The organism is Microbulbifer thermotolerans (assembly GCF_900112305.1).
Lineage (GTDB): Bacteria > Pseudomonadota > Gammaproteobacteria > Pseudomonadales > Cellvibrionaceae > Microbulbifer > Microbulbifer thermotolerans.
In genome coordinates this window covers 1-23145 of sequence record NZ_FOKT01000008.1, presented here as the reverse complement: position 1 = coordinate 23145, position 23145 = coordinate 1, and the positions used below count along the sequence as shown (strand labels likewise).

At 57.2% G+C, this 23145-nt stretch carries 19 protein-coding genes; 9 read left to right on the top strand and 10 right to left on the bottom strand.

The genetic code is table 11. The features are described from left to right. The first annotated feature begins 549 nt into the window (after positions 1-549). Entirely contained in the window at positions 550-1170 is a 621-nt protein-coding gene (locus BM155_RS13310; protein ID WP_074903663.1) for a class I SAM-dependent methyltransferase, read from the top strand. A gap of 59 nt (positions 1171-1229) precedes the next feature. Continuing rightward, positions 1230-1859, top strand: a complete 630-nt coding sequence (msrA, locus tag BM155_RS13305; protein WP_067153040.1) for a peptide-methionine (S)-S-oxide reductase MsrA — start codon at positions 1230-1232, stop codon at positions 1857-1859. A 30-nt stretch (positions 1860-1889) separates the two neighbouring features. Here msrA and BM155_RS13300 read toward each other — a convergent pair whose 3' ends face one another. From BM155_RS13300 to BM155_RS13285, 4 genes are all read right to left on the bottom strand, one after another. After that, complete coding sequence (locus BM155_RS13300; RefSeq protein WP_254773192.1) at positions 1890-2741, bottom strand: sulfurtransferase; 852 nt, start codon at positions 2739-2741, stop codon at positions 1890-1892. Between the two features lie 63 nt (positions 2742-2804). Beyond that, positions 2805-4415 carry an alpha/beta hydrolase gene (locus BM155_RS13295; protein WP_083421211.1) on the bottom strand — a complete coding sequence of 537 codons (1611 nt, stop codon included), beginning with the start codon at positions 4413-4415 and terminating at the stop codon, positions 2805-2807. 5 nt (positions 4416-4420) lie between these two features. After that, positions 4421-5038, bottom strand: coding sequence for a trimeric intracellular cation channel family protein (locus BM155_RS13290; protein WP_067153044.1), 618 nt, complete (start codon positions 5036-5038; stop codon positions 4421-4423). 184 nt (positions 5039-5222) lie between these two features. After that, positions 5223-6407 carry an acyl-CoA dehydrogenase gene (locus BM155_RS13285; protein ID WP_067153046.1) on the bottom strand — a complete coding sequence of 395 codons (1185 nt, stop codon included), beginning with the start codon at positions 6405-6407 and terminating at the stop codon, positions 5223-5225. Positions 6408-6637: 230 nt separating this feature from the next. Here BM155_RS13285 and BM155_RS13280 point away from each other — a divergent pair, with 230 nt between their 5' ends. The 3 genes from BM155_RS13280 to BM155_RS13270 are packed head-to-tail and all read left to right on the top strand — an operon-like array spanning position 6638 to position 12469. Next, the gene (locus BM155_RS13280) at positions 6638-8086 is read left to right on the top strand and encodes an efflux transporter outer membrane subunit (RefSeq protein WP_074903658.1); all 1449 of its coding nucleotides are present in this window, start codon (positions 6638-6640) and stop codon (positions 8084-8086) included. Next, on the top strand, positions 8079-9326 hold the full coding sequence (locus tag BM155_RS13275; RefSeq protein ID WP_067153050.1) for an efflux RND transporter periplasmic adaptor subunit: 1248 nt from the start codon (positions 8079-8081) through the stop codon (positions 9324-9326). Before BM155_RS13280 ends, BM155_RS13275 begins: the two co-directional genes overlap by 8 nt. Continuing rightward, positions 9323-12469: an efflux RND transporter permease subunit gene (locus BM155_RS13270; RefSeq protein WP_074903656.1), complete on the top strand. Its 3147-nt coding sequence runs from the start codon at positions 9323-9325 to the stop codon at positions 12467-12469. Before BM155_RS13275 ends, BM155_RS13270 begins: the two co-directional genes overlap by 4 nt. 285 nt (positions 12470-12754) lie before the next feature. Here the strand turns inward: BM155_RS13270 and BM155_RS13265 are convergent, their stop codons facing one another. The 3 genes from BM155_RS13265 to phhA all read right to left on the bottom strand — a co-directional run bounded on the left by BM155_RS13265 (position 12755) and on the right by phhA (position 15588). Beyond that, a complete protein-coding gene (locus BM155_RS13265; RefSeq protein WP_067153055.1) occupies positions 12755-13948 on the bottom strand; it encodes a cation:proton antiporter in 1194 nt (397 codons plus the stop codon). 84 nt (positions 13949-14032) lie between these two features. Beyond that, on the bottom strand, positions 14033-14503 hold the full coding sequence (locus BM155_RS13260) for an Lrp/AsnC family transcriptional regulator (protein ID WP_067153057.1): 471 nt from the start codon (positions 14501-14503) through the stop codon (positions 14033-14035). Positions 14504-14784: 281 nt separating this feature from the next. Next, entirely contained in the window at positions 14785-15588 is an 804-nt protein-coding gene (phhA, locus tag BM155_RS13255; protein WP_067157657.1) for a phenylalanine 4-monooxygenase, read from the bottom strand. Between the two features lie 194 nt (positions 15589-15782). Between phhA and BM155_RS13250 the strand changes: the two genes are divergently transcribed. Beyond that, positions 15783-17231, top strand: a complete 1449-nt coding sequence (locus BM155_RS13250) for a TyrR/PhhR family helix-turn-helix DNA-binding protein (RefSeq protein WP_139223269.1) — start codon at positions 15783-15785, stop codon at positions 17229-17231. Between the two features lie 154 nt (positions 17232-17385). On the opposite strand, the gene BM155_RS13245 is transcribed toward BM155_RS13250, so the two are convergent. Beyond that, positions 17386-17703 (bottom strand): Mpo1-like protein, encoded by a 318-nt coding sequence (locus BM155_RS13245; RefSeq protein WP_067153063.1) that lies wholly within the window; start codon positions 17701-17703, stop codon positions 17386-17388. 141 nt (positions 17704-17844) lie between these two features. Between BM155_RS13245 and BM155_RS13240 the strand changes: the two genes are divergently transcribed. After that, a complete protein-coding gene (locus tag BM155_RS13240) occupies positions 17845-19068 on the top strand; it encodes a CaiB/BaiF CoA transferase family protein (protein WP_067157659.1) in 1224 nt (407 codons plus the stop codon). A gap of 60 nt (positions 19069-19128) precedes the next feature. Here the strand turns inward: BM155_RS13240 and asnS are convergent, their stop codons facing one another. Next, positions 19129-20529 carry an asparagine--tRNA ligase gene (gene asnS / locus BM155_RS13235; RefSeq protein WP_067153065.1) on the bottom strand — a complete coding sequence of 467 codons (1401 nt, stop codon included), beginning with the start codon at positions 20527-20529 and terminating at the stop codon, positions 19129-19131. Positions 20530-21379: 850 nt separating this feature from the next. Between asnS and BM155_RS13230 the strand changes: the two genes are divergently transcribed. Together BM155_RS13230 and BM155_RS13225 are read left to right on the top strand one after the other, a co-directional pair. Beyond that, complete coding sequence (locus BM155_RS13230; RefSeq protein WP_074903651.1) at positions 21380-21880, top strand: hypothetical protein; 501 nt, start codon at positions 21380-21382, stop codon at positions 21878-21880. A gap of 12 nt (positions 21881-21892) precedes the next feature. Next, complete coding sequence (locus BM155_RS13225; RefSeq protein WP_074903649.1) at positions 21893-22444, top strand: YfbU family protein; 552 nt, start codon at positions 21893-21895, stop codon at positions 22442-22444. A gap of 386 nt (positions 22445-22830) precedes the next feature. Here BM155_RS13225 and BM155_RS13220 read toward each other — a convergent pair. Continuing rightward, a partial coding sequence (locus BM155_RS13220) for a transposase (RefSeq protein WP_139223268.1) occupies positions 22831-23145 on the bottom strand: 315 nt, incomplete at its 5' end.

Below are 23145 nucleotides of genomic sequence, written 5' to 3'. Positions count from 1 at the left end.
CGACAAAAGAGCTGCCGTAAAGGCGCGGTGAACAGTTTCTTGTTCTGCGCGACGCGTATTTCGCGACAGATGAAGCTTTGTTCGCCAAAAGATAAAATTGAGCGGATTTGATCGCTGGAATCTCTGTGTTGGGGCATTGAGGAACTATTGATTAATTCGTAGCAGTGCTGTAGTTGCTCTCGGGGCGCTCAGGCAATGGAATGAACATTTGGCCGCAAAGCCTTAATTTAAGGAACCTCTGATTAAGTCACTTTCTGGTGGCAGAGGCGCTTCGGGAGCGGACGTGAAGCTCAGGTGATAGGACGGGCATTTCGAAACCGTCGGATACAGGGATGTATCCGTCGGAGCTACAGGGAAGTGCTCGTGCGTTTTCGAAATGTCCGTCCTATTGCCTGAGCGCCCCGGAAGCTACCATAGTGTCCACGCGAATTAATCAGAGGTTCCTTAAATCCGGAAACAAGTGCATCCCGCCCAGCGGGGACTTTACGCGATCATCAGGCCCCCTTAACTATCATCTGATCTCTTTCTGTGAGGAGTCACTGCCAAGTTATGACACAAATAAAATACAGTCGGCGCTTGTTCGGGCTCACCATCCGTCAGAATGCCCATCCGGATATGCGCAGACTGCGGCGGCAGGCCGGGGAGCCGGCACTGCATGGCAACAAATTTTGGAAGAGCAGCTGTCTGATGATGGATTATCTGAAGAAAAATCCATTAAAAAAGGGCACACGGGTACTGGATCTAGGCTGCGGTTGGGGGCTCGGCGGGATATTTTGCGCGAAACATTTCCAGGCGGATGTCACCGGGCTGGATGCAGATCCGAGTGTTTTTCCCTTTGTGGAATATCACGCGGAGCTCAATGATGTTCAAGTAAAAACCTGGCGCTGCCGCTATGAGCGAGTCACGCGGGTGGATCTGGCAAACTTTGATGTATTGATCGGCACCGATATCTGTTTTTGGGATCAGCTGGAGAATCCCTTGTACAACCTGACCCGGCGTGCGTTACAGTCCGGTGTCCGAAAAGTGATTCTGGCGGACCCCGGGCGCTCTCCGTTTCTGCGCCTGGGGGCGCGCGCGCAGGAAAGACTGGGCGCCGATTTTATTGACTGGGCGGTAACCCGACCGATGAAGGCCAGTGGTTGTCTGTTGATCGCAGGTGGGGACCTTTAACATTTGAGGTGCGCGGTTTTTGTGGCCGGACCTCGCTAACGCTGTAGACAGGAAACGCAATGCAATACGACAAATTCACCATTCCCAGTCCGGAAGAAGCTCTACCCGGCCGAGACCAGCCGATGCCCATCAGCGGCGTGCACTATGTGAATGGGCATACAATGAAGGAGCCTTTTCCAGCGGGGTTGGAAAAAGCGATTTTCGGCATGGGTTGCTTTTGGGGAGCCGAGCGGCTTTTCTGGCAGATAGAGGGTGTCTACAGCACGGCAGCGGGCTACGCGGGCGGAAGTACGCCCAACCCCAATTACCGGGAGGTATGCAGCGGAGGTACCGGTCATGCCGAAGTGGTGCTAGTCGTCTTCGATCCGCACAAAGTTTCCTACGAGGAATTGTTGCGGAGATTTTGGGAAGAGCATGACCCGACCCAGGGCATGCGTCAGGGCAATGATTTGGGCACACAGTACCGCTCTTGTATCTATTGCTTTGGCGATGCACAGCTGGCGGCAGCGCAGGCCTCGGAAGCGCTGTTCCAACAAGCGCTGGAAGAGAAAGGGTTAGGCGCCATCACAACTGAGATCGCAGAAGCGCCTGTTTTTTATTATGCGGAGGAAGACCACCAGCAATACTTGGCGAAGAATCCGGATGGCTACTGTGGCCTGGCGGGCACCGGTGCCTGCTTGCTTCGCTGATGACTGACTATAGGTGCGTACAGTGCTGGATTACTCCGATTGTTCGGTTTGCGGATAGAGCATATGTGCGCACCAATCGCTCCAGCTGCCTGGGTAGAGTAGGGCATCTGTGCGGCCGATCAGATATAGCGAGAAGTAGTTTACGCAGGCCGTGACACCGGAGCCGCAGTAGTTCACCAATTGATCGTCGGCGGGAATATCCTGCCAGTGTTTCCGCAGCTCGGAGCGGCTCTTTAGGCTGCCGTCTTTCCGGGTCACTCCCTGCCAGGGTTTATTGATGGCAGTTGGGATATGACCCGCGACCGGATCAATCGGCTCTTCGATACCGGCAAAGCGCCGGGGATCGCGGGCGTCAATCAATTGCCAGGGCGGGTTGTCGAGGGCGCTGAATATACGCCCGTGATCCAACAGAATTTCCTGGCGTGGAATCGCGGTAAAGTCGCCGTCGTCAGGTCGGGCAGGGACCGTGTGTTGCAGGGGCAGGTCGGCATTTCGCCAGGCGTTCAGCCCGCCGTTCAATATCGCGATGCGATTGTGGCCAAAGTAGTGGAACAGAAACCAAGCGCGGGCTGCGAAGGCCAGGCGGTGATCGTCGTATAACACCACCAGAGAGTCGCGTTCAATGCCTAGGGCGCGGGCGAAGCGCTGAAAGTCTTCCGCGCTGGGCATCGGGTGGCGGCCGCCATAGCGGGCCTTGGGACCCGAGAGGTCCCGGTGCAGGCTGGCGTAATGCGCTCCCGGAATGTGCCCCTTGGCATAGTCTCTGGCACCGGCCTCGGGATCGGCCAAGTCGTAGCGGCAGTCTAGGATCACCACTTTAGAGGATGGCGCTATCTCCGCCAGTTCCCGGACCTCGATCACTTCCTTTGTGTCCATACTCATTGTGTTGCTGTAGTTGTCTTTGATCTTTTTTATCTGAACCGCAAAACGCGCGGCATTCGCGCTTCACTCCGCCTGGCCGTCCACGGCGGGCACAGACCAGGCGCCGTTCGCGGAGCGCTGACCCGCGAGCTCTTCCTCGCGGCAGACCAGGACTGTTTCCCGCTGGGGTTCTCGAGGGTTGTCGAGAAAGCGGGCCGCGGCCTGCTCTGCGCAGTTACTGGCGGATACGACATCGTGCGCCAGTTGCGGGAATAGCAGCCATTGGTGATTGGCTAGTTTGCGCCGCGCTTTGTCGGCATCGTCCGCGCGGAGCACTGGGTCCAGTGCGCCGTGCATCACCAGCACCGGCAATGATGTCTCCACCGGTTGGGATTCTCGTAGCGATGCGGAGGGGATGGCCCAGATACGGCACTGCATTTGAATCAGATCGATGTCGCTGCGCACGGCACCACCCAGAATGCCGCTTTCCGCCGCACTGGCGCGGGCTTTGTCGAAGTCCACAAAGGGGGCTTCTTCATAGCAGAAGTGACTGATGCCAGCTGCGTCACCGAAATAGGGGTCGAGCAGTATCTCCATAAAGCTGGCGACAGCCGCGCGGGCCGGCTCCTCTTCGCGGTTTTCCAGGGCCTCGATCAGTTGGGGGAGGTCGCTGTAGAAGTTTTCATCGTACAGAGCTTGAAACAGTACCCGCAACAGCCTTTGTCCGTTAAGCACAAAGGGGTATTCACTGTCGCTGAATCGGTGTTTGACGGTTACGGTAAGCGGATTTTCATCCAGCGACTGCACCAGGTTTTCCAGTCTCTGCTTGAGATTGGGATAGCGGCTGTTACAGGTTTTGTTTTCGCTGCAGTAGCGCAAACCCCGTTCGTAGGCAGCCAGTGCGTCATCGGCCAGCTGCTGGGTATATTTGATGTCCGGGAACACGGCGCTGTTGAGTACCAGGGCGCGCACGGAATCCGGGTAGTCGCGGGCGAGGGTGAGGGCGTAGCGGGAGGCGTAGGAGACCCCGTAGAGGTTGAGTTTCTCCAGCCCCAGTTGTTTGCGCAACTCCTCTACGTCCCGGGCCACGGTGGCACTGTTGTACTGTGTCAGGTCGGCGATTTTCGACAGGCGGCTGTAGCAGCGTTCCATGCTGAAGGTGAATACCCTCGCTTCCTCGTCCGGTGACAAATTCTGCCGGTATGCAGTATCGGCGTCCTGGATAAATTCATCGCAGGTGAGCCGCGGTTGGGCCATGCCGGTACCTCGTGGGTCCATTACGATCAGGTCGCGGCCGTTGTCGACGGTCATTGCGGCGTAGTTGATCCACAGCCACTCGCTGGCGTTTTCCGGCTCCAGCCCGAGGCTGGCGCCGGGGCCGCCAGCGCCCAGATGCAGCAGGGGTAGTTTGTCGGGGTCGCGCTCCGGGGCGAGAAAACGTACCACTGGAAAGCGAATTGTGCGGCCCGCCGGCTGGGCGTAATTTTCCGGTACCTCCATCATGAAGCACTGGCTTTCCGGCCAGCTGTCATCGGTTTCAAACCAGCAGGCCTTGGGAATCAGGCGGGCAGGGGACACGGCCTGATCCTGAGCCAACTCCCGGTCGCAGGCGGCGAGCAGGAGGCAGATGATAAGAAGAGTAATATTCGCAGCGCGGAAGCGGTTCTCCGCCGGGAAATTCGTAAAAAACTGCATGCCGTTCATTTGTTGCCGAATCGCGCGATGGGCGCGGACAGATTCCAGCGCAATGCCGCGAGGCGTATCGCCAGAGTTACCAAGACTGCCGTGGCCACTACCGCTTCGCCGGGCACCTTGCCGCTGGCTCGCAGCAGCACCAGTGTGGCAGCACCGGCCAGCGCGGCAGTGGCGTAGATCTCTCGGCGCAGCAGAAGCGGGATATCGCCTGCAAGGATATCGCGGATCAGACCGCCAAAGGTACCGGTCATTACCCCCATGACAATGGCAATTGTCGGGGAGTGGCCGAGCTCCAGTACTTTTTGGGTCCCGATAACGACGAAGACCGCCAACCCCATGGCATCGGCAACCATGAGAAGGCGCATGGGGACCTGTAAATAGCGGATCAGGTAAAAACTGATTACACCAGTGACTGCGGCGATCCACAGATAGTGCGTATCCTGCAGCCAGAATACTGGAATATTCAGAATCATGTCCCGGGTGGTGCCGCCGCCAGTGGCCGTAACGCAGGCGAGCACCACTGCTCCGAACAGGTCCATCTGTTTGTGCCCGGCGGCCAGCACGCCAGTGAAGGCGAAGACCACGATGCCGATTAGGTCGAACCAGTGGAGCAATTGTTCCATAAGTTTTGGCTTCCGGGGTGGCGACGGCGTTTGTATGTGGCGCAAGGCCGCACAGGTGGGAATTTACGGAGGCGGCGCATACGAGTCCACAGCTGTTTACGTCCATAACGGGCATGGAAAGGCCCGGATGGCCCCCGGTAGTCCGGTTGCCCTCCGAGCGGAGCCCCGGGTTTGCGCCCAGATGTCAGCAAAACGCCTGCAGGCCCGTCTGTGCGCGTCCGAGAATCAGTGCGTGGACGTCGTGGGTTCCTTCGTAGGTGTTGACCGCTTCCAGGTTCATCACGTGGCGGATTACATGGAATTCGTCGGCGATGCCGTTACCGCCGTGCATGTCGCGAGCCACGCGGGCGATTTCCAGTGCTTTGCCGCAGTTGTTGCGCTTGACCAGGGAGATCATGGTGGGGTCAAAGTGTTTGTCTTCATCCATGATGCGACCAACGCGCAGGGAACCTTGCAGGCCTAGGGCAATTTCCGTTTGCATATCGGCGAGCTTTTTCTGGAACAGCTGGGTTTGTGCCAGAGGGCGGTTGAACTGTTTGCGGTCCAGCCCGTACTGGCGAGCCGCGTGCCAGCAGAATTCCGCCGCGCCCATGGCGCCCCAGGAAATGCCGTAGCGGGCTCGATTCAGGCAGCCGAAGGGGCCGCGCAGGCCGCCGATTTCCGGGAACTTGTTTTCTTCCGGTACAAACACATTATCCATCACGATTTCGCCGGTGATGGATGCGCGGAGAGAGAACTTTCCTTCAATCTTCGGTGCGGACAGCCCCTCCATGCCTTTTTCGAGAATAAAGCCGCGGATAACGTCCTCGTCGTCCTTGGCCCAGACTACGAATACATCGGCGATGGGACTGTTGGTGATCCACATTTTCGAACCGGTCAGACGATAGCCGCCGTCGACTTTCTTGGCGCGAGTCTTCATGCCGCCTGGGTCGGAGCCAGCGTCCGGTTCAGTGAGTCCGAAACACCCGACCCATTCACCGGTAGCCAGCTTGGGCAGGTACTTTTCTTTTTGTTCTTCGGAGCCGTAGGCCGAGATGGGGTACATCACCAAGCTGGACTGTACGCTCATAGCAGAGCGATAGCCGGAATCCACCCGTTCCACTTCGCGGGCCACAAGGCCGTAGGAAACATAGTTCAGGCCCGCGCAGCCGTAGCCCTCAATGGTCGAACCCAGCAGACCCAACTCGCCCATCTCGCGCATGATTTCGCGGTCAAAGATTTCGTGGCGATTGGCCTCCAGGACACGGGGCATGAGTTTGGTTTGGCAGTATTCGCGCGCGGTGTCGCGCACCATGCGCTCTTCGTCGGTGAGCTGGCGGTCCAGCAGGAGAATGTCGTCCCAGTGGGCCAGGGGCTGATGTTTACTCATTGTATTTCTCGTCTACTTCCAACTTGATTGCGGCCGCTGTGTGACCGTTCAGTTTAGTGTGGCGCATCATACCTAAGTAGAGGCCACTCGGCACGGCCGGATTGTCTCAAGCCTCACCCCCCGAAACGTAAACAACCGTAAATTACCTTGCGGGCGCAGGGGTGTTTCCGATAATAAGCGCAAAAATTTTCCAAGATCCACACTAATACAGATAATTTGGTGGTATATCTTTGCGATTTCATCGGTTAATTGCGCTTTGTCTGCCGCTACTCACCGCTTGTGCCTCCCCGACTCTGCCTCCGGACTTGGCAAAAGAGAGTCTTGGCCTGCCTGATACCTTCCGCGCTTCCGGCACTGAAATGGCCGAAATGCGCTGGTGGCGGAGCTTCAATGATCCGCAGATGGATCGACTGGTACTGCTAGCACTACAAGACAGCCCTGACCTTCAGGCCACTCTGTGGCGACTGCAACAGTCGGCCGCCGCCGCGCGCGGCGCGCGCGCGGGGTTTTGGCCGCGGCTGACTGGCAGACTGGAGAACACGGAGCAGCGTCGCGCGGATGGTGACTTTGATTTCGAGGGCAGTGAGAATGAGGGCAACACCTGGAGCGGGCGTCTGGCGGCCAGCTATGAGGTGGACCTCTGGGGCAGGGTGCGCGCCGGCAGTAAGGCCGCCGAAGCGGACTACCTGGCCCAGGAGCAGAATCTACAGACTGCCGCACTCAGCCTTGCCGCGGAAGTATCCATTGCTTGGTTGGAGCTGCGTGAACAGTGGGGACAGCGGGATCTTTTGGCGCAGCAGCTGGAAATCAACCGACAGACACTGCAGGTCTTGGAGATGCGTTTTGGCCGCGGTGTTTCCGCCGCCGCTGACGTGCTGCAGCAGCGTCAGCTGGTACAGCAATCCGAGCAGGAGCTGCAGCAGGCAGAGGCGGATATAGAGACGCTCAAAGTGCAGTTGGCGGCCCTGCTGGGTATCAGTGTTCAGCGGCTCGAGCCTTTGGTACAAACCGCTCCGGGAATGCCATCTATGCCCGCGCTTCCGGACACAGGTGTGCCTGGACGCCTTCTGTTGCGTCGCCCGGATGTGCAACAAGCCCAGCGCGAACTGCTCGCGGACTACTACTCGGCGGAGCAGGCCTGGGCGGACCGCCTGCCGGTGATCAGCTTGTCCGCCGTGGCCTCGGGCGGTGGCCCGGCCATCTCGGATATCGTCGACGACTGGCTTCTGACGCTCACTGCCGCCGTCGAAGGCGTGATCTTCGACGGAGGGCAGTTGGCCGCTGCTCAGGAACAGGCGGATGCGGCACTGCAGGAGCGCTGGGCCCTTTACCGCGGCACCGTGATTCAGGCCCTTTCCGAAGTGGAGCAGGCTCTTATCCGCGAACAGGCGGTGCTCGACCGCTTGCGTCATCTGCGCGAGCGCGAGCGGCTGGCGGACATGATTGTGGAACGCCAGCGGCGCAACTATGCCCGCGGTACGGTGGATTTCCTCAATGTGTTGACCGCCACTAATTCACAACAAAGTCTGGCGCGGCAGATACTGACCGCCCAGCGAGAACTGTTGGAAAACCGGGTAACGCTCTATCGCGCGCTCTCCGGCGGTCTTCCGTGGGAAGACCTGCCCGCGGCGGAGCCGGTGGAGTTGGAGCTGTACCGGACGGGGGAACTAGATGCTTAAGCAGTTGAAACGGTTGAACTGGAATTTTGCCCTGCCCATCGCGCTGATTCTGCTGGCGGTATTGATCGCCAGCTGGTTGTTGCGGGATAAGCCCACCATGAGCCGCGGCGATCGCAAGACGCCGCCGCCCACGGTGGACACAGTGGTGGCCGAGCGGGGACAGTTTCCTTTGACGGTCACGGGGCTCGGGCTGGTTACCGCAAGGGAAACGGTAGAACTGCAGCCGCAGGTGGAAGGCCGTGTGGAGTGGATCGATTACGGACTGGGACCGGGCTCAACCCTGGAGCGGGGTCAACCGTTGCTGCGCATTGAAGCCGAGCCCTACCAACTCGCCCTGCAAACAGCGCGTAGCACACTGGCCGAGCGCCGCGCCGAACTGCAGCAGGAAGAGGGCCAGCGGGCGGTGGCACAGGAGGAGTACGCCTTATTGGGGGCCACCTTGCCGGAGGCTGACCGGGCCCTAGTGCTGCGCGAGCCGCAACTGGCGGCAGCCAGGGCGCGGGTGGATTCGGCGGAAGCTCAGGTGCGCCTGGCCGAGCGGGATCTGCGCCTCACCCGCATCACCTCTCCCTTTACTGCTCTGCTGGTGAGCCGCAGTGTGGATGTGGGGGACCGCGTGGCCCCGGGCACGGAGCTCTATACCCTAGCCGGCGCCGAGCGTTTTCAGATCGAGGTGGAAGTGCCGGCATCCCGCTTGCGGTATGTCAGCAGCCCGGACACCGAAGTGCGTATCCGCGGCAGCCAGTGGCCGGAGGACCAGTATCGGCAGGGCGACTTCGTGCGTGCCATCCCGGTGCTGGAGGAGCAGGGCAGACTGGCGCGGGTGCTGGTGGAACTGAAGGATCCGCTGGCGATCGATGATCCATCCCAGCCGCAACTGCTGCTCAATGATCTTGCCCAGGTGGAAATCACCGCGCGTACAACGTCCGATAGGGTACGGGTACCGCTGACCGCCGTGCAGGATGGAGATGTGGTGTGGATAGTTCAAGGCAATCGCATCCAGATACGGCCGGTAAATATCGAGTACCTAAGTGATGACTACGCGGTGCTCGCCAGCGGCCTCCGCGGCGGGGAGCGGCTGGTGACCACGCGCCTAACCACGGTGACCAGCGGCATGCCGGTCAGGGTTGCCGGTGAGGAGCCCGTGCAGCGCCCGGAGGCGCTAGGTATGCGTGCGCCTGGAGCGGAAGGTGAGCCCCGGCAGAGACAGATGCCGCCGCAGGGAAGGAGGGGGGAATGAATCAGGCCAAACTCTCCAAATCTCCGGTGGATACCCGCACCGGCGCTATCGCCTGGATGACGCACAATCACGTCACCGCCAATTTGCTGATGCTGGTGTTTATCCTCGGCGGTTTGCTTTTCTCTCTCACCATTAAGAAAGAGGTCTTCCCCGAGTTCAGCCTGGACACCGTCACAGTGAGCATCTCTTACCCAGGGGCCAGCCCCGCGGAGGTGGAAAGAGGCGTGTTGGTGGCCGCTGAACAGGCGGTGCAAGGGATCGTCGGCATCAAGGAAATGCGTGGTAACGCCTCCGAAGGCAGCGCCAGCCTGACCCTGGAGCTGGAGGAGGACGCCAATGCCAACCAGGTTTACCAGGATGTGCAGCAGGCGATAGATCGGGTGACCACGTTTCCATCCGATATCGAGCGCCCTCAGGTCAGCCTCGCCGAACGCAAGCGGGATGTGATGGATCTGGTGGTCCACGGACATCTCGATGACCGCACTCTGCGCGATGTCGCCATGCAGGTGTACGACAAGCTGGAAGCGCACCCGGATATTACCCAGCTCGAGACCTCCGGTGTACGCGATTTCGAGGTGGCCATCGAAGTGAAGCGCGACGACTTGCGCCGCTACGGTCTCTCGCTGCCGGAGGTCGCGCAGCTGGTGGGCAATGCCGCGGTGGATGTGCCGGCCGGCGGCGTCAAATCGGATGAGGGGGGGGAGATTCTGGTCCGGGTCACCGAGCGGCGCGACTGGGCGCGACAGTTCGGTGATATTGTTGTGGCCCAGGGCTCCGGGGGTGGCGCTGTCTACCTGCGGGATATTGCGCGCATTCGCGACGCGCTGGTGGATGAGCCGCGCAATATGCTCTACAACGGCCAACCGGCGGTAGGTATTGACGTATATCGGATCGGCGATCAAACGCCGATGAGTGTCAGCGAGGCTGTACGCGAAGTGCTGGCGGAGTTGGAAAGCACACTGCCGCCGGGCGTGCACGTGACCATCCGCGATGACGATTCACTGGTGTTCAAGGAGCGTTTATCGCTGCTGCTGAAAAACGCTTTTGTCGGTTTGCTGCTGGTGTTTGTCGTGCTCGGAGCCTTTCTCGAGCTGCGCCTGGCCTTCTGGGTGACGCTGGGTATTCCCACCAGTTTTCTCGGCGCGCTGCTGTTTTTACCGGGGATGGGTATCTCGGTGAATATGGTCAGTATGTTCGCCTTCATCATCGCGTTGGGAATTGTGGTCGATGACGCGATCATCGCCGGTGAAAACATTCACGAATGGCGCAGCCGCGGTTACAGTAACCTGCAGGCGGCCATCGCGGGCGCGCGCCAAGTGGCGGTGCCGCTGACCTTTGCGATTCTCACCAATATTGTCGCCTTTATTCCCCTCATGTATTTGCCCGGCTTTATGGGCAAAATATTCGGTGTCATCCCCCTGGTAGTCGGTTCCGTGTTCGTGATCTCCTGGGTGGAAGCTCTGTTTATTCTTCCGGCGCACTTGGCCTATTCCCGCCGTGGTTACCGCAAAGGCTGGGCGCGCCGTGTCGCGGCGCGACAAAAGCTAATTGCGCGGGGATTGGACCGCTTTGTCGAGATGCGCTTCAAGCCGTTACTGGATTTGTGTGTGCGCCACCGCTACACCTCAATCGCTGTGGCGATCGCTGTTTTGCTGGTGGTGGGCGGCTACGCCGCCAGCGGGCGCATGGGCTTTACCCTTATGCCCAAGGTGGAACGGGATTCCGGCCGGGTCGAGGTCACTTTTCCTCCGGGTATCGCCGAGCAACAGCTGAACAGGGCGCGCAGCCAGATTATGGCCGCAGCGGACCGGGTGCTGGCGCAGAGGGAGCGCGACAAGGTATTTCTCGGAATGCGCGGACTTGTCCGGGATAACTCGGTGGTGGTGGATGTTTATCTGGTGCCTTCGGATCAGCGGGATTTCACCACCGGAGAATTCGTGCGCGATTGGCGCCGCGAGGTGGGGATCGTGCCCGGTGCGCTCAGTTCCAGCTTTGCCGCCGATCGCGGTGGGCCCGGTGCGGGCGCCGCGCTGACAGTGGAGTTGCGCCACACGGATACAAATGTACTCGAAGAGGCGGCACAGCGGCTGGCACGGGAGCTGGAAGCCTTTCCCGCAGTGAGCGATATCGATGCGGGTATTTCTCTGGGCAAGCAGCAACTGGATCTGACACTCACCGAAACTGCCAAGAGCCTGGGACTTAGCGCGGAGGATATCGGGCGGCAGTTGCGGGCCTCCCTGTACGGCGCCGAGGCGATGCGTCAGCAGCGCGGCCGCGATCAAGTCAAAGTGATGGTACGCCTGCCCGAGGAGGAGCGAGTATCCCTGGATGATGTGTCCAGCATTATGATCCGTGCTGGCAATGGCCTGTGGCTGCCGCTGCCGGACCTTGTCGAAGTGGATAAGGGCCGCGCCTATGCCACCATCAGCCGGCGCGAGGGGCGCAGGGTAATGACGGTCACCGCCAATGTGGATCCGCCGGATCAGGCCGCATTGGTCATCAATGAACTAAACCGCAGTGTGGTGCCTCAGCTGCAGGCGGAGTTCGCGGGGCTCACGATTTCCTATGAGGGGCGCCAGGCGGACGAGCGCGAGGGACTCGCCTCACTGGGCTTGACCTTCTCTCTGACGATCGCCGCACTCTACCTCTTGCTGGCTGTTCCTCTGAAGAGCTATATCCAGCCTCTGACCGTGATGGTAGCGATTCCCTTTGGCGTTATTGGCGCACTACTGGGACACCTGGTGATGGGCTATGGCCTGAGCATGGTGAGCCTGCTGGGGATGGTGGCGCTGGCCGGTGTGGTGATTAACGATACGCTGGTGATGATTGAATACGGCAACCGTTTGCGGGAGCAGGGTGTCGATATCACTAACGCAATCAAACAGGCTGCAGCACGCCGATTCCGCCCGATTATCCTCACTACGGTGACCACTTTCTGCGGCTTAATGCCGATGATTTTTGAGACATCGGTACAGGCGCGATTTATGATTCCAATGGCCATCTCCCTAGGCTACGGCATACTGGCGGCGACCGCCATTTCCCTATTGCTGGTGCCTTGTCTATACCTGATGTTTGCCAAGGATATTCCGCAGTTTTTCGGCCTGTTGCGCAATGGCAGAAAACCGGCCAAAGCGCGGGTCTAGGGAACCTCTGATTAATTCGCGCGAACGCTTTGGTTAGTTCCGTGGCGCTCAGGCAATAGGATGGCTATTTCGAAAACGCACGAGTACTTCCCTGTAGCTCCGTCGGATACATCCCTGTATCCGACGGTTTCGAAATAGCCATCCTATCACCTGAGCTTCTCATCTAGCTCCAAAGAATTTTTACCGTCGGGAAGCGAATTAATCAGAGGTTCCCTAGCGCTGCTTATCCTGCCCGCCGGTTACCTTCGGTCCGGCGGGTTGGGTTTACCTCCTGTTCTTTAATCCCTAGTCTCTGCGCAATTCGTCCCTGATGGCAATGGGATTGGGGAAATTCAGCACCACAATGTAAGAAGAGGCCAGAAAGGTCAGGATCGCCGTGGCCTGGATCAGGTGCGAGGCGGCACTCCCGATCAGTTGTTGTTTAAAAGCGAGGAAGGCAATCAGCAATGAAAATTCGCTGATTTGCCCCAGTCGAAAGCCTATGTCCCAGGCCAGCACTTTCTGTTCGCTTTGGTTGCCCAGTAGGTAGCGGAAGACCAGCGGCTTAATCGTCAGTACCGCTGCGGCTGTGGCCAGAGCGGGAAGGGCGATTTCCGGCACCATCGAAAGTTTGAACTGGGCCCCGAGGCTGAAGAAAAACATGACCAGAAAAAAGTCCCGCAAGGGTTTCAGGTTGAGTGCGATGTATTGGGAGATAGAACTGGTAGCGAGGCTAATACCAGCGATAAACGCACCAATTTCCCGCGATAGTCCCAGTACTTCCGCCAATTCCGCCAGCCCCATGCACCACCCTAGCGCGAGCAAAAAGACATACTCGTGAAAGCGGTCAAAGCGGGCGAAAAGAGGACGCAGCGGAAACTTTACGAATAACCAGGCCAAAACGAGCAGTAGGGGCAGGGCAGCGAAGGAAAGGATCAGCCGTGCAAAATCCACCGCACCGGCGCTGCCGGAGAGCAGTATCACCAGGCAGAGGATGGCGGCAAAGTCCTGAAACAGTAGCAGGCCAACCATCAGCTCTCCCAGATACTTGTGGTGCAGAACTGTGGTGGGTAGCAGCTTGATGCCGATAATTGTGCTGGAAAACATCAGTGCCATACCGATTACCCAGGATTCGATATCGGTAAAGCCGAACAGCCGCCCAATGGCAAAGCCGAGGACAAGAAAGAGGGTACAGCTGGCCAAACCTACCACCGTGACCTTGCGTAATACGGAAGCCAGGGCTTTTGGCTGCATTTCCAGCCCGAGTAGAAACAGCAAAAAGACAATGCCGATGCTCGACATTTCCGCCAATAACTTGACGTCGCCTACAACGGCCAGGCACGAAGGGCCGAGCAGTACGCCCAGGGCAATGTAGGCAACCAATAAGGGCTGTCGCCCGTAAAGAAACAGCGAAGCGACAATGGCGGCGCCGGTGAAGATCAGAAAAAATGACTGAAAAAGAGTTTGTTCCGCCACTAGACATCCCTTGCCGGTGGGCATTGCACCCCGTTGTGGGGCGGGCCGGAACGCGCGCTTTCTTATCCCGTGGTGGTTAGCTGCAGGGGGACCCCTCAGCGGCGCGCGCTACTCGACCGGTGGTATCGGTAGTTCTGTTGTGCTCTTAATTTGCTCCAGTGCGAAATTGGACACAATATCGCTGATCCCCACATGCTGGATCAGCTCTTTGTAGAAGCGGTCATAGGCGGCGATGTCCCTGACCACAATTCGGAGCAGATAGTCATAGTCGCCGGCCATGCGGTAGCAGTCCACAACTTCCGGCAGTTTTGCCATGTGGGCGGCGAAGGAATCAGCCCATTCCGGAGTCTGCTGGCCAGCCTTGACCTGTGCGAATACCGACACTGGCAGTCCCAGGATTTCGGCATTCAGCAGTGCTACCTTGCGACGGATAATTCCACTCTTTTCCAGTTTCTGTATGCGCCGCCAGCAAGGGGTTTTGGTCAGCCCCACACGGTCCGCCAGTTCTTCTATAGAGAGGCTGACATCGGACTGAAGTATGGCAAGAAGTTGTCGATCAATGGCGTCGAGTAAGGACATGGTTCCACTAAGCTCCCAGAAGTCGGGGCCGTGCATTCCTTAGTGACGTTCGCAGCGCCGTCAATGGCGCGGTACCCCTGTGAAAATACCCGATTACTTAGAGTCAGCGCCGCCCGGTACCCCCTCGGGGGTGTCTGGGCTCACGCGGTACTCACTGGTGTAACGATAGGCTCCGATTGATCGTGCCGGTAGCGCAATGTTGCCGCGGTATCCAATTGGGGGGGCAAATTGAGATGGGAGTGGCCGAAGCCAGCTCCCGGGGAAAGACAAATCGTTATCGCTCAGGCGGCATCCTTGGGCGGGAAGCGGGGCTCGAACAGCCCCAGCTCCATGGCCTGCCGCACCATTGCCATTAAGTCGCTCTCGGTCAGTTGCTGCAGCTGTTGCAAATCATTGAGCACATAGTAGATGGGCTGCACTATATCGATGCGGTAGGGGGTGCGCAGGGCATCCAGCACATCGAAGTCGTAGCGCTCGGGCTCGTCGCCGAGGGCGTAGAGGGTTTCCTTTGGCGAAGAGAGGATACCGCCACCGTAAATCCGCAGCCCCTTGTCGGTATGCAGCAGGCCGAATTCCACCGTAAACCAGTAGAGGCGGGCCAGGAAGGCGCGTTCTTTAGGGGTCGCTTTCAAGCCCAGTTGGCCATATTTTTGCGTGAAGTTGGCGAACGCCGGATTGGTGAGCATGGCGCAGTGGCCGAAGATTTCGTGAAAGATATCCGGTTCTTGCAGGTAGTCGAACTCTTCTGGGGTACGGATAAAGGTAGCCACAGGAAACTTGCGCTCCGCCAACAACCGGAAGAAAGTTTCGAACCCGATCAGTGCGGGAACCCGTGCCACTGCCCAGCCGGTTTCACGCTTCAACACCGAGCTGATTTCGTCCAGTTGGGGAATGCGATCACGGGGCAGATCCAGCAGCTCCAGGCCGCGCAGATATTCGTCGCAGGCGCGGCCGGGAATTACTTTGAGCTGGCGCTCGATCAGGCGCTGCCAGGTATCGTGCTCCAAATCGGTGTAGTGGATAAAACCCTTTTCATCCGGTTCACGGGCCACATATTTGCTGGGTTTCTTGGCGTTTTTGGTCATGGCTTTGTACTCCCGGCGGCGGTCCACCTGCGGGCGGGAAGACCGGGTGGAGGCGCGCCGCTCTGTCTTTGTTGTTATCTATGCGTCTATTTTTAGGGCGTAGTGGGCTCTACGGGGAGAGTTGCGGGGCTTTTCTTGTGAGATGAGTGCCGCCAGCGCTACACTTTTTGTAAATAATTATTGCCGGGTGCACGGTGAGAATTGAGATAACTTGCGCCAATCGAGTCGGTATTTTGTCGGAAATTATGGATATTTTCGGTGAATACCGAATAAACGTAACTTCTGGTGAGCTGGGTGGAGACAGTGGGGACAAGGTCTATCTGTCGGCGCCGGGCATGCTGGCTACTCAATACCAAACCATTGAGAAATCCCTGTACAAGGTGCCGGGTGTGCAACGGGTGAGGCGCATTGCGCTGATTCCATCGGAACGGCGCAACTTCGAGCTGGATACCCTGCTGCGCCATGTGGCCGATCCCGTGCTATCCGTGGACCGGGAGGGGCGGGTGGTCGCCGCCAATCTGGCCGCGGCGCGGGCTTTCGGGGTCAACCTGGACCGGGTTCCCGGTCTGCAGTTGCAGCGTTTCTTGCCGCTGATGCAGGTAGCGGAGCTATTGCGCGACTTCACTGTGCCCCGGTACGGCTTGCCGGTTGTGGTGCGCGGTCGCTCTTACCGCATGGACTGGGCGCCCATCGCACTCGCCGACGGTGGCCATTGCCCCGGAAGTCAGCTCGAGGCAGTGGACTCGCTGGCCGGCGCGGTGTTGACGATGCAGCCCTGGGGCTCGGGCCAGCCCCTGGCGGAACAGCCTCGGCCCGCGGCGCTTTGGGACTTTGGCGAGCGTCGGCAGACGTGTCTCCAACTCCAAGAGATGGCCACCCTTGGCTCCCCCCTGCTGATCGCTGGCGAGTGCGGTAGCGGCAAGAGTACATTTGCCGCTGCCCTGCATTACTTGTCCCCTTTGGGGGCAAGTGGCGGATGTTACCGCTGTACCCCCTGCGAAGGCCGCCTGCAGCTCCCCGCGAGCTTGCGCGCCCCGGCCACCTTGATACTCGAAGACCTGCACCACACCAGTGCCGAGGCGCAAGTCGCGCTGGTGCGGAATCTTTGGGATCTGCCGCGAGAAATAAGGCTGGTGGCGACTTGTACCACAACGGATCGCCTGCAACCGGTGCTGGTGCAGTTATTCTCAAGCCTGGCACTTCGCCTGCCACCGTTGCGTACCATGCGTCCGTCGCTTGCGCGTTTTGCCGCAGCCATAGTGCGGGAAGAGACGGCAGCCGATGGCGGGGCCGATCCACTGCCAATCCACGAGGATGTGTTGCCCCTGCTGCGCACACACGACTGGCCGGATAATTTCTATGGACTGAAGGATTACCTGTCCGTCGCTGTCCGTCGCTGTAGGGCGCGCGGAGGCGATCGGGTTGAGCCCGAGGATCTGCCCGACCTGGCGGTGAGAGCGGAGCTACCCTGGCGGGACTGGGGGCGCGGACTCAGTTATCGGGAGATGATGGAGCAGGTGGAACGGGCGCTGTTGACCGACTTGGCCGCGGAACAACCATCCGCCCGCAAGCTCGCCAAGCGTTTGGGCATATCCCACACGGCAGTGGCCAATAAATTGCGTAAATACGGAATTTTTAAGTAGGGGAGGAGAGCAAAAATGCTTTTACACGACGCCAAGCACTTTGCTGGATAGCGCACTGCATCCGTCGGTTTCGAAAAGTTTATCCCATCACCAGGGTTTTTCATCTTACCCCGGAACTTCTTTATCGACAGAAAGCCATTGAATCAGAGGCCCTCTAGCGGGCTATCCGCCCCAGCAGCATATCTTTAAACATCACGAAATCCCCCCACAGACTGTAGAAGGGGTTTTTGAAGGTGGCCGGCTTATTGTGCTCAAAAAAGAAATGCCCAATCCAGGCAAACCCATAACCGGCAATGGGCATGGCAGCGAAGAGTAGCAGTTCGCCAGTAACCAAGGCGGTGGCAAAGAGCAGGATCACTAAGCCAGTGCCGACAAAGTGCAGGCGGCGGCAGATTGGGTTACTGTGCTCTTGCAGGTAAAAGGGGTAAAAGTCGCGGAAGGATTGGAATTTTCGCGGTTGCGCTGTGGTCATGTCACAGTTCCTTATTGTTATAGCTTGGGTGAGTTTACGGCTATTCGCGTTTTAAGTTCAAATCGGGCGGCGTCGGTTCAAATCTGGTAGGCTGCGCAGGTTTCTCCCACGGGGAGAATGGGCAAGCTAAAAGAGGAAATTATGGCAGGTCCACTCGCACACCTGAAAGTTCTCGATCTCAGCCGCATACTGGCCGGCCCCTGGGCCGGCCAGGTGTTTGCCGATTTCGGCGCCGAAGTGATCAAAGTTGAACGCCCTCAGCGGGGAGATGACACCCGCCACTGGGGCCCTCCCTACCTGAAGGACGGGAAGGGCGTCGATACGGATGATGCTGCTTACTATTTGGCCGCCAATCGCGGTAAAAAGTCCATCACCGTGGATATAACCACTGAGGCGGGGCAGAAGCTGATCAAGGAGCTTGTTCAGCACTGTGATATTGTGCTCGAAAATTACAAGGTGGGCGGCCTGAAAAAGTATGGCTTGGACTATGACTCCTTAAAACAAGTCAATCCGCGCATCATTTACTGTTCTATCACAGGCTTCGGTCAGACAGGTCCCTACAAGAATCGAGCTGGCTACGATGCCATGATTCAAGGCATGGGCGGCTTGATGAGTATTACCGGTGTGCCCGAGGGGCAACCCGGCGCCGGCCCGCAAAAAGTGGGGGTGGCGGTTGTGGATCTGATGACCGGTATGTACGCGGTTTCCGCAGTACTCGCCGCAGTGATTTACCGCGATAAAACTGGCGTTGGCCAGCATATTGACCTGGCCCTGCTGGACACACAGGTCGCCTGGCTGGCCAACCAGGCACAGAACTACCTCACCTCCGGGGTAAGCCCGGTGCGCCAGGGTACCGGTCACCCGAACATTGTTCCCTACCAAGCGGTGCCCTCCCGAGACGGTTATTTTATGCTCGCGGTGGGTAATGACGAACAGTTCAAGCGCTTTTGCCATATCGCCGGAATAGAAGAGCTGGCCAAAAATCCTGCTTATGCCACCAATGCCGCTCGGGTGATGGCGCGGGAACAGTTGATGCCGCTGATTGAAGAGGCGACCCGCAAGCAGGACTCCGCCTGGTGGCTGGAAAAACTCAGCGATGCCCATGTACCCTGCGGCCCCATCAATACGCTGGAGGAAGTCTTCGCCGATCCGCAAGTGAAGGCCCGGGAGATGGTTGTCGAACAACCGCATCCCAAAGCAGGCAGGGTAAAAACCGTACGCAATCCGGTTTTGTTTTCCGAGACCCAGCTGGAGTACGAGCAGGCGCCGCCGTTGCTTGGTCAGCACACCGAGGAGGTGTTGCGAGAGCTGCTGGGTAAAAGCGATAGCGAGATCGCTCAACTGAAAAAAGGCGGCACTGTTTAAGTGATGGAGTGACGCTTTCTTTCAGAATAAAAAAAGCCCCGCATTTGCGGGGCTTTCTGATTAGAAGGCCACATTTTTGGGTGTGCGCGGAAAGGGAATCACATCGCGGATATTACCCATGCCGGTCACATAGGCCACGATGCGGTCGAAACCGAGACCGAAGCCGGAGTGGGGCACAGTGCCGTAGCGGCGCAAGTCGCGGTACCAGTAGAGATGCTCTTTGGGAATGTTCATCTCCTCCATGCGCTCATCCAACTTCTCCAGCCGCTCTTCGCGCTGAGAACCGCCGATGATCTCGCCGATGCCCGGTGCCAGCACATCCATGGCTGCCACTGTTTTGCCGTCATCATTCATACGCATATAGAAGGCTTTGATATCCTTCGGATAATTCATGACGATGACAGGCTTCTTGAAGTGCTTTTCTGCCAGATAGCGCTCGTGTTCCGAAGCCAGATCGATCCCCCAGGATACAGGGAACTCGAACTTCTCCCCGCATTTTTCCAGTATCTCGATGGCATCACTGTAGTCGATGCGCGCAAAGTCGTTCTCGATGATGTTTTCCAGGCGGGAAATGGCTTCTTTGTCGATGCGCTGAGCGAAGAAGGCCATATCGTCGGCGCGCTCCTCAAGCACCGCCTTAAAGATGTATTTGAGCATCTCCTCAGACAGATTGGCCACGTCTGCGAGATCGGCGAAAGCCACCTCCGGTTCCACCATCCAGAACTCTGCCAGGTGGCGGGTGGTATTGGAGTTCTCCGCGCGGAAAGTGGGGCCGAAGGTATACACCTTTGACAGCGCCAGGCAGTAGCTCTCCACGTTCAGCTGGCCGGACACGGTGAGGAAGCTCTCCTCGCCGAAGAAGTCCTTACTGAAGTCCACCTCGCCTTTGTCGTTGCGCGGCAGATTTTGCAGATCCAGGGTGCTCACCCGGAACATCTCGCCCGCGCCCTCACAGTCAGAAGCGGTGATGATCGGCGTGTGTACATAGTAAAAACCGCGCTCATGGAAAAAGCGGTGAATGGCCTGGGCAATGCAGTTGCGCACCCGCGCCACGGCGCCGCTGACATTAGTGCGCGGGCGCAGATGGGCGTGCTCGCGCAAGTGCTCCATGGTGTGGCGCTTGGGGGACATGGGGTAGGTGTCCGGGTCCTCGACCCAGCCGACCACCCGAACCTCACTCGCCAGCAATTCAATGGCCTGACCCTTGCCCTCGGAGGGCTTGAGCGTGCCGGTAATATCCACTGCACAGCCGGTAGTCAGGCGCAGCACTTCCGACTGATAGTTGGGTAGGTCCGCCTCGACCACCACCTGAATCGGGTCGAAACAGCTTCCATCGTGCACGGCCAGGAAAGACAAGCCCGCTTTGGAATCGCGACGGGTTCTGATCCAGCCCTGCACGCGGGCCTCACTGCCCTCGCGGCCGCTGGATTTCAACAGGGAATCTACGGATTCAACTTGCATGTATCTGCTCTTAACAATGGTTCTTTTGGGAGAGGCATCCCCTAGGTTGTTACGCTGCGCATATTGACGTTTTGGCGCTGGGAAATCCAGTCCCCAGGCAGGGGGGAGCGGGACGTAGATCGGCGTGGCTGCGTACAAGGTTAAAACCGACCGCAACTACGCCCAGCAAGTCAGAAACAAACCTTCCTATGGCGTGTCCATCTGGGCTCCACAGGCCTGCTCACCGATTCTTCCGGAGGAGTGGTACTGAACGCTGGGGGAGAAGATCCCGGACGCCTGTTGATCTTCAAGTACGGGTGGCGTCAGCAGCCCCGACAGGACGATCTGCCGCGGAGTCTATTTCCTGAGGGTGCCATTGTTAATGAAATCAGATAAAACGCCGCACCCAATGGGTATAGGAGCGCTTGATCTTAAATATTAAGCCGTTCTGAGGAAATACGTAGCTGCACACTGTTTAAAAAATGTGCTGGCGAGTATCTAGTGGTGAACGTCATCCATGATCATGGTAGAGATCTTGGGAACTGTTTTTATATGCAGCGCTGTTGCAGGAACGGCTATGTTAAGCCTGTGTTCAGTAGCCAGTGGCTCTTGTTCACCGATGAGCATCCGCTAAGTTATTGACTTTAAAGGACATAGTGATAAAACTTTGAGCTGCATAAACAAAAAAATAACTGAGCATCAGGCCCGTTTAACTCCTGAATTTAAAGAGAGCTGTAAGTTATCTAATTGATTTCAATGAAGGTTTTCTAGAATGTGGCATTGCGCGCCTGTGAACAAGGGCCAATATGATATAGAGCCGGTGGCTTGTGAATAAAATTGTTAGGCCCATAAAGGACTCGGAAGTTTGAGTATGATCGAGACAGGAATATCGATTATCGGATCTATAGCATCGATTGGTGGTGCTATATGGGCTTTTATTGAAGCTCGCAAGTCCTCTAGAGCTGCTACAAAAGCAGAGAGAGTAAGGGACGAGATTGTTACTCGCAGAAAATTAATCGAAGTGTCCCAAGTTCATGCAGAGACAGCGAGGATTCTGAAAATTGTTTCAACAGTGGGGCCTGCTTGTAATCCGTCCCTCCTTAGGGGGGTGAATTGTGGTTCAATCGCCAAGGACGTTGAAGAATACTCAAGATATATAAATGAGCATAGCTCTCATTTTAATGACTTTTTCGAAAATAAAGCCAAAGAGCTATGCCAAGACCTGCATCCCGATATCGAGGCTCTTTCTGAGGCCAAATCTTTTGACGATAAAAAAGCCGCCGGAAAAAGCATTTACTACAAGATTGACAGCTTTATGCCATTCGTAAAAGAACTCTCCGATGAACGAAAAGAAAACGTCTCGATAAGATAAAGGGTTTAGTGTATGAAGATTACAGACGGCGAAAAATTGATCCTGTTAATGCTCAGCGAGATCTACGATAAGCTTGGCGTTGATGGTGAGGTGGAACCTGATTTTATCCGCTCAGCTATTTTTTCCAACAATACTTGGAGTATTCCTTGGAAGTATGTGGGCATACCGTTCGAGGAACAAGAGACTCCCGAGGTTGTGAAAGAAGTTCTTGATGTGCTCGATATGTGGAGCATGATTGAGAGAAGCTACGAAAACCTATCCAAGGAAGAGAAAGAATGGGTTGAAAAGGAAGCGGCACCATTTGGTAAAAATCCGAGATTCCCTGGTTTTGATGGGAATAATGAATCTGAATATATGGGAACAGCTTCATTCTTAGTTAATGATTTGGATCGTTTTGAGGAGTTTAAGGGGCGGAACTTCAATTCCCACTGTCCTTCGATCGAGTCATATCGGCGTATGCTGGAAGTATTTAAACCAATTGTGAGAGATCTAAATTTTGAGCCCCTTTCTCCGCAGAATATTGTGGATGTTCTTAAGGAAAGGGTACATCCAGAGAATAGGTGAAGGCCTAACCAAGGGCTTAAGCCGACCGGTACTACGCTGCGCTCCGTACCGGCGGCTTAGCCCAGGCGTTAGCTTTCGGAGAGAGTTTCAAGTGACAAACTGCGCTCTTTGCTTACAACAAAAAACGCTCAAAAAGTCTCATGTAATACCAGATGCTGTGTTCAAGCGTATTTTTAGGGCGAACAACGGCCAGGCAGTTACTTTTAATGATGACAAAGATAGTCCTATTGACCGGTCGTCTGACAGTTGGTGGAGGGTGTTCAAAATTCTGTGTCAGCCAAATAGCCTCATAGACTGATGTATTTCTCCAAGCGTTCCGGGAAGTGGATCGCCAGCTGTGACAGCGTCAGGTTGAGGGTGTTCAAAATTCTGTGTCAGCCAAATAGTCATAGACTGATGTATTTCTCCAAGCGTTCCGGGAAGTGGATCGCCAGCTGTGACAGCGTCAGGTTCCAGTTCTGGATTGGGTGCGCCCAGCGCTCGAAGACCTTCAGTATACCGGCGTACAGCAGCTTGAGTAAGCTGTTCTCATTGGCGAAGCCACCCTTGGTTTTGGTCAGTTTTCGAAACTGCCTGTGCACGGCTTCAACGGCGTTTGTGGTGTAAATTGGCTTGCGTACGTATTCCGGATATTTGAAGTAGGCCGATAGTGTGGGCCACTTGCTGCGCCAGGATTTGATCACCATCGGGTATTTGTCGCC